A 6,700-nucleotide genomic window follows, 5' to 3' on the forward strand; every position below is an offset into this window, starting at 1 on the left:
CTGCGGCGGCGGGAGCCGGGCGTCCTCGCCCGGCATCGGCGACCGGCGGGTGCCGGCGGATCAGACGTCGATCCGGCGGTCCCACTCGATGTCCGGGTGCACCACCACCCGGTGTGCGCGCACGTCTTCCGGGCCCGGCATGGTGCTGCCGGGCAACGAAACGGCCGCCGCTCCCCAAGCGACGCCCGTGGCCAGTGCGGAAGGGCCAATTCCCCCTGTGGAGAGGAACCCGGCGAGCAGCGCGTCCCCGGCGCCGACCGAGCTGCGGGCCTCGGCCCGCGCCTCGGCGTGCCAGGAGCCCTCGCCGTCGACCAGCACGGCGCCTTGCCCGCCGAGACTGGCCAACACCGCCTCCGCGCCCCGGGAACGCAGTTCCCCGGCCGCGTCGACGACCTCCCGCAAAGTCCGCAGTGGACGGTCGACCGCCTCGGCCAACTCCTCCAGGTTGGGCTTGACCAGGGTCGGTCCGGCCTCCACCGCGGCCAGCAGCGCGGGGCCGCTGGTGTCCACCGCCACCTTCGCGCCGGACGGCGCGAGGCGGCTGATCAGGTCGGCGTAGAAGGTGTCGGGCACGCCGGGCGGGAGACTCCCGGCCGCGACCACCCAGTCCACGCCGGGCATGTGGGCCAGCACCGCGTCGCAGAACGCCTCCAGCTCGGGACCGCTCAACCGGGCTCCGGCCTCGTTGAGCTTGGTCACCGTGGCGTCCGGTTCGACGATGGTGATGTTGCTGCGCACCGGGCCGAGTGCGGCGACCCGCACGACCTCGATGCTGTAGCCGGTGAGCAGGCCGATGAGCTGGTCGCCCTCCGCGCCACCGGCCGGTACCACCGCGCGGGCCTTGCAGCCGTTGCGCACCAGGGCGCGGGCGACGTTGATCCCCTTGCCGCCGGGCTGCACGTGCACCCCGGACGCGCGGTGCAGGTCGCCCCTGGTCAGCCGGTCGACCTCGACTGTGCGGTCCACGCTGGGGTTGGCCGTCACGGTCAGGAACACTTCACACCACCTCGAAGCCTCTCCGGCACCGCCACCAGTTCGGCGGTTTGGTTTGAGTGACTTTAGATCCGTTTGTGTTGTTTACACAAGGACCACCGCGGAGAAGCTAGGGGTTTCCCTAGCCAAACCACCGCTACGCAGGCGCAACACCGCCGACCCGAAGCCACAGGAACCCACACGTCATGCGCCGGGAGTGCTACTTGACGTAGTCGGGCAGCACGCGGGGAGGCCACGAGCCCACGCCGAAGATGCCCATGGAGTACGCCTTGGAGACCAGGGCCGGGCGGTTCTTGACCTTGAGCTTGCGCAGCAGGGTGGACACGTGGTACTCGACGCCGCCGCGGCTGAGGTACAGCGTCGCGGCCAGCTGCACCGTGGACACCCCGGCGGCCACGCCCTCCAGGATGCGGGCGTCCATCGCGGTCAGCACCTTGGCCTTGCCGGACACCAGGTGCCCGTCGTCGGGGGACTTCTCCGGGCGCACGAGCACCATGACGCTGTCGACGCGGCCCGCCCCGCCGTGCACGGCGAACCCGGTCAGCTCCCCGGACAGGGCGCTGTCACCGGGGCGCAGCGCCACGACCCGGTCCGCGAAGCGCGGGCGCTGCCCGTCGGCCAGCCGGGACAGCTGCTGCCCCAGCCGCTCGCGGACGCTCGGGTGCAGCAGGTCGCAGAACTCCCGGTCGGACAGCTCCGCCGGGCCCCGGCCGAACTGCCGGTAGAAGTCCGCGTTGGCCTCCAGGATGCGCAGCGAGCGGTTCAGGTGGGCCACGCACATCCCCGAGCGCTCGAAGAACGACCGGTAGACGCCGCGGCCACCGTCGGGACGGCCACCGTCCGAGGGCCACTCCGGAAACGTCTCGGGCACGTCCTGGGTCGCGATGTCGGCCATATCCGTGGTCATCGGAAAACCATTCCTCCCAAGTTCCGAGACGAAGATCGACGGCAAGCGCCGAGGGCTTTACCGGCAGACAAACCGGAGGAAAGCAACACGTAACATGATATGGACCACACACACCGAAATCAACAGAACCACAACCATACGGACTTAAAACCGTGGTGGTCGGGCAGGTCGGTTCGGAGGTGGCGACTCGTCCGAGGGAGTGGTTCGGTACCACCCGGTCAGCGGGTACGGACCCGGCGAACGGCCGTGCGGACCGAACCCGACCGGCGCTGTCGGGCCACACAGCTCGTGGTTGTACTGTGAACGTGAGGTCAACCCGGCATGTTGTCACGCACAGTGACACCAACATGAACGCAATTTGTTGACAGCTTTCGAGGCTCGGCCTCAGCGCTCGTCTTCTCCACGCCCGTCGAGCACGTCGGCCCGCAGCTCGGGCACGAGCGCGCGCCACTGCTCGACCAACACCGAGCGACCGCGGACGCCCAGCTTCCGATAAGCACCGGTGAGGCTTTTCTCGACGGCCCGCCGGGTGACGCCCAGCGAATCCGCGATGCGCTGGTTCGTCCAGCCGCGCACGACCATCGCGACCACCGACTGCTCGGCGCGGGTGAGCTCCGCGGCACCGGACGCGCGGAGCCGGAGCACCGGCCCGTTCAGCTCGGCCTCGTCGTTGCCCTCCAGCCACACCCCGCCGGCGGCGCGGGCGATCCGGTCGGCCTCCTCGACGACCGGCAGCGCGGCCAGGTCGCCCAGCCCCGCCAGCCGGCGGCCCACCATCGCCTGGGCGCGCCCCAGCTCCACCGGGTCGCCGCCGGCGCGCAGCCGCTCGACCACCGCGCGCAGCGCGCCGATGCCCTCGGCGCCGCCCAGCAACATGCCCCGCAACCGCAGCGCGCGGCCGACCGCCGTCGGCGCGCCCCAGGCCAGGGCCGCCGCGTACTCGCGCTCGGCCAGGGCGAAGGCCCGGTCCAGGTCGCCGAGCCGCTGGTGCAGCCCGGCCGCCCACACCCGCCACGGCAGCGCGGTGAGGTTGGTCCAGCCGAAGCGGGCGGCGCGCTCGCCGCAGTCCAGCAGCTTGTCCAGCGCCGCCACGACGTCGCCGCGCAGGGCGTCCAGCAGGCCGCGCAGCACGAGGTGCGACAGGACCAGCCGCGGGTCCGAGGCGTCGTGCTCGGCGGCCAGCACTCGGCGCGCCAGGTCGCCGTCCTGGGTGTGCAGGGCGATCGGGGTCAGCGCGAGCACCGCGGTCGCGGTGGCCTCCGGCCACGCCGCGCCGTCGCCGTCGAGCACGCCCAGCGCCAGGGCCCTGGCGCGGCCGGGGTTGCCGGTGGCGGCCAGCACGGCGGCGCGCTGCGCGGCCAGCGCGGACCTGACCCCGGCGGACTCCTGCCGCCGCGCCGCGTCCCACGCGCGCTCCAGCCACGGCGCGGTGACCGCGCCGGCGTCCGCGGCGACCACCGCGGTCACCGCGAGCGGCAACGCGGTGTGCACGTGCGCGGGGTCGGCCGGCTCGCGGTCGAGCAGGGCCGAGCCGAGCGCGGCGACCTCGGTGGCGGGCAGCGCGGCGGTGGCCGCGGCGGCGTGGGCGAGGACCGCGAGCAGCTCCCGTCCCCCGCCGGTGTCCAGGGGTCGGGCCACGCCGAACCCGCGCAGCCGGGCCACCGCGTCGGTCAGGCCCTGCTTGCCGAAGCGGTCCAGGGCGCGGCCCCGCGCCTCCAGGCGCAGCGCCAGGTCCGGGTTGGCGCCCGCCAGCCGCGGGTCGGGCGCGGCGGCGTGGGTGCGCAGGACGGCGGCCACCGACGGGCTGCGGGCGGCCAGCGCGAACGGCACCGACAGCACCGCGGCCGCCGCCTCCGGCACGCCGGGCAGGTCGGGCAGCGCCTGGGCGACGTGGCCGACCGAGGACGCCGGGTCCGTGCCGCGCTCGGCGGCGGCCAGGTCCACCAGCAGCCTGGCCCGCTCCGGTCCGCCGGGCGGTCCCGCCAGCAGGGCCCGGCGCAGGTACCGGACGGCCCGCTCCCCCGCTCCGCGCGCCAGCGCCGAGGCCGCCGCGCCGCGCAGCAGGTCGGCCTCCCAGCGCAGGTAGCCGCGGGTGATCCGGAGCAGCTGCTCGGCGACGCGCTCGGCCGGGTGGCCGGCGTCGTGCAGCACGGTGGCCGCGTGCCGGTGCAGCTCCTCCCGCTGCGGCAGCGGCATCGTCGCCTCCAGCGCGACGCCCACCTCGGGATCGGCCAGGCGCGGCGGGTCCACGGAGGACAGCAGGCCGAGGCGGTCCATCGCGTGCACGGCGCTCTTGCAGTCCAGCGCGTCCAGGCCCGCGACCCGGGCGACCAGGTCGGTGTCGGTGTCGCCGTCGGCGCCGAGCACGACCAGCGCGCGCGCCGCCGCGCGCACCGACGGCGGCTGGGTGCTCAGGTGGAACAGCCTGCGCTCGCGCAGCAGGCCGTGGCTGGCCCCGGCCACCGACGCCGCGGCCGACGCCGTCGGGCGGACCGAGCGGGCGTGCAGGCCGTGCGCCACGGCCAGCAGCGCGGCCGGGTTGCCACCGGTCACCGCGTGGCAGGCCGCGGCGAACGCCGGGTCGACCTCCTCGTCGAACTCGGCGGCCAGCACCCGGCGCACACCGGCCGCGGACAGCGGGGCGAGCTGCACCGCGCGGCGCGCGGAGGTGGCGATGTCGTCCACCAGGCCCTGTTCGCCCACCGCGTACCCGTCGGCCAGCGTGGCCAGCAGCAGCACGCGGCCGCGGCCCAGCCGGCGGGCCAGGTAGGCGAGGCAGCGCAGCGAGGACCGGTCGGCCCACTGGAGGTCGTCCACGGCGAGCAGCAGCGGGCGGTCCTCGGCCAGCCGGGCGACCAGGGCGTGCAGGCCGGGCAGGACGGCGTCGGCGGGCGGCGCGGTGTGCGCGGCGTCGTCGAGGAACAGCGGTCGCACCACCTCGGCGGGACCGGTGAACCAGCGGTCGTGCTCGGCCGGGTCGGCGCCGGCGACGAGGGGTCGGACGAGCTGCTGCACCACGCCGAACGGGAACCCCGACTCGGCCGGCGTCGCGTCGGCGCGCAGCACGTGGGCCGGTCGCGCCCCGTCCTCCACCAGGTTCGCGGCCGCGGCCAGCACGGCGGACCGCCCGGCCCCCGGCACGCCGGTGACCAGCAGCAGCCCCGGCTCACCGGTGACCGCCGCGGCGAATCCCCGCCGGACCGCGTCGAGGGCCTCCTCCCGCTCGGCCAGCACGTCAACGCCCCGACGCCCAGGAGGGGGTGGGGAACGCGGAGAGCCTGCCGTGCACCGCGCCCACCGGCACGTCCAGCAGCCGCGCGATCTCGCCCGCCGAGCGGCCCGCGCCCGCCAGCACGGCGATGCTGTGGTCGGCCGCGGCGCCCGGCCCGGTGCCGGCGACCCCGGTCCCGGCGGCGCCGATCCCGGCCACCCCGACCCTTCCGGCCCCGACCCTCCCGGCCCCGACCCCGGCGGCCCCGACCCCGCCGGCCCCCGTACCTCCGGGCCCCGTACCTCCACCGAGCCCGACGGCACCGATCCCGGCGGCCTCGCCCGCCCGGTCCACCCGGGACGCCCACAGGGACACCTGCGCCAGGGTGCTCGGCGAGCCCCAGCGCACGGCCCGCTCCACGGCGTCGGCGGTGAGCGCGCGGGCGGTGTCGCGGTCGCCCAGGGCGGCGTGGGCGGCGGCGGCCAGGGACCGCCAGGCCGCGAGCGCGGGGTTGCCCCAGCCCCGGGCGAGCAGCACCCGGCCGCAGCGGTCGAACCGGCGCAGCGCCGTCGTCGGGTCGCCCAGCGCCAGCGCCGCCTCGCCCCGGGCGCACTGCAACAGCCCCCACGCCGCGCCCCGGTCGGCCTCGGCGGGCGGGGCCACGGCCATCTCCCGCGCGGCGTCGTCGACCTCGTGGCGGGCCAGCAGCACCTGCCCCGCCAGGGCGGTCACGGCGGGCGCGAGGCGCGGGTGCCACGACCCGGCGGGCAGCTGCGCGCGGGCCTGCGCCAGGTCCTCGCCCGCCTGGGCGAGGTTGCCTCGGCGCAGCTCGCACCAGCCGCGGTGCAGCAGGGCGACCGCGGCCACCGCGGGCACGCCCCGGCGGCGGGCGTCGGCCACCAGGGCGTCCAGCCCGACCACCGCCGAGGCGATGTCGTCGGCGTGCAGCAGCGCGCGGCAGGCGTGCAGGCGGTGCCCGAACGGCGCGGGTCCCTCCCCGTGCCCGGCCAGGGCGCACCGGGCCAGCGCGCGGGCCCGGTGCCGGTGCTCGCCCCGCAGCGCCAGCGACCAGGCCGCGACGCCGGCCCCGACCGGTTCGCCGACCTCCGGCGAGTCGGTCGGCGGGTCGGGGAAGGTCCGGGCGGGGTGCAGCGCGTCGGGGGTGCAGTCGCTGTCGGCCAGCCAGCCGATCGCGGCCAGGGCGGTGGTGTCCGCGCCGTCTGCCTCGCCGCGGGCGCGGGCGGTGGCGATCACGCGGCGGGCGGCCGGCGCGTCGCCGTGCGCGTGCAGCAGGTCGGCGGCCAGGACCGCGGTGGGCCCGTCGGGCTCGGTCTCCAGCAGGGCCTGGCGAAGCCTGCGGTCGGCCGCGCGGGGGTTGTCGACCACCTCCAGCGCGCCCAGGTCGACCAGCAGGCCGAGCCTGCGCTCGGCGCTCATCGGCTCGCGCAGCGCCGCGGCCAGCAGGGTCGCGGCCCCGGCGTGGTCCCCCGCGGCGCGGCGGCGGGCGGTGACCCGGACCAGCAGGGTGGCGGCCCACTCGGCGTCGACCAGCGGCGCGGCCGGCAGCACGGCGGCGAGCCGGTCGCGGT

General features: G+C 76.9%; 4 protein-coding genes. All 4 read right to left on the reverse strand.

All coding sequences use genetic code 11. The annotated features are described in order from the left end of the window. Positions 1-60 precede the first annotated feature (60 nt). Positions 61-996, reverse strand: coding sequence for a 1-phosphofructokinase (gene pfkB / locus ACFP3R_RS33545; RefSeq protein ID WP_380642260.1), 936 nt, complete (start codon positions 994-996; stop codon positions 61-63). Between the two features lie 196 nt (positions 997-1,192). Further along, positions 1,193-1,900, reverse strand: coding sequence for a helix-turn-helix transcriptional regulator (locus tag ACFP3R_RS33550; protein ID WP_380642262.1), 708 nt, complete (start codon positions 1,898-1,900; stop codon positions 1,193-1,195). A 384-nt stretch (positions 1,901-2,284) separates the two neighbouring features. Continuing rightward, on the reverse strand, positions 2,285-5,134 hold the full coding sequence (locus ACFP3R_RS33555) for an AAA family ATPase (protein WP_380642264.1): 2,850 nt from the start codon (positions 5,132-5,134) through the stop codon (positions 2,285-2,287). A 1-nt stretch (position 5,135) separates the two neighbouring features. Further along, positions 5,136-6,700, reverse strand: a 1,565-nt coding sequence (locus ACFP3R_RS33560) for a hypothetical protein (protein ID WP_380642266.1), incomplete at its 5' end; no start/stop codon positions are given.

The sequence above is a fragment of the Saccharothrix lopnurensis genome, from assembly GCF_042658445.1.
Taxonomy (GTDB): domain Bacteria; phylum Actinomycetota; class Actinomycetes; order Mycobacteriales; family Pseudonocardiaceae; genus Actinosynnema; species Actinosynnema lopnurensis.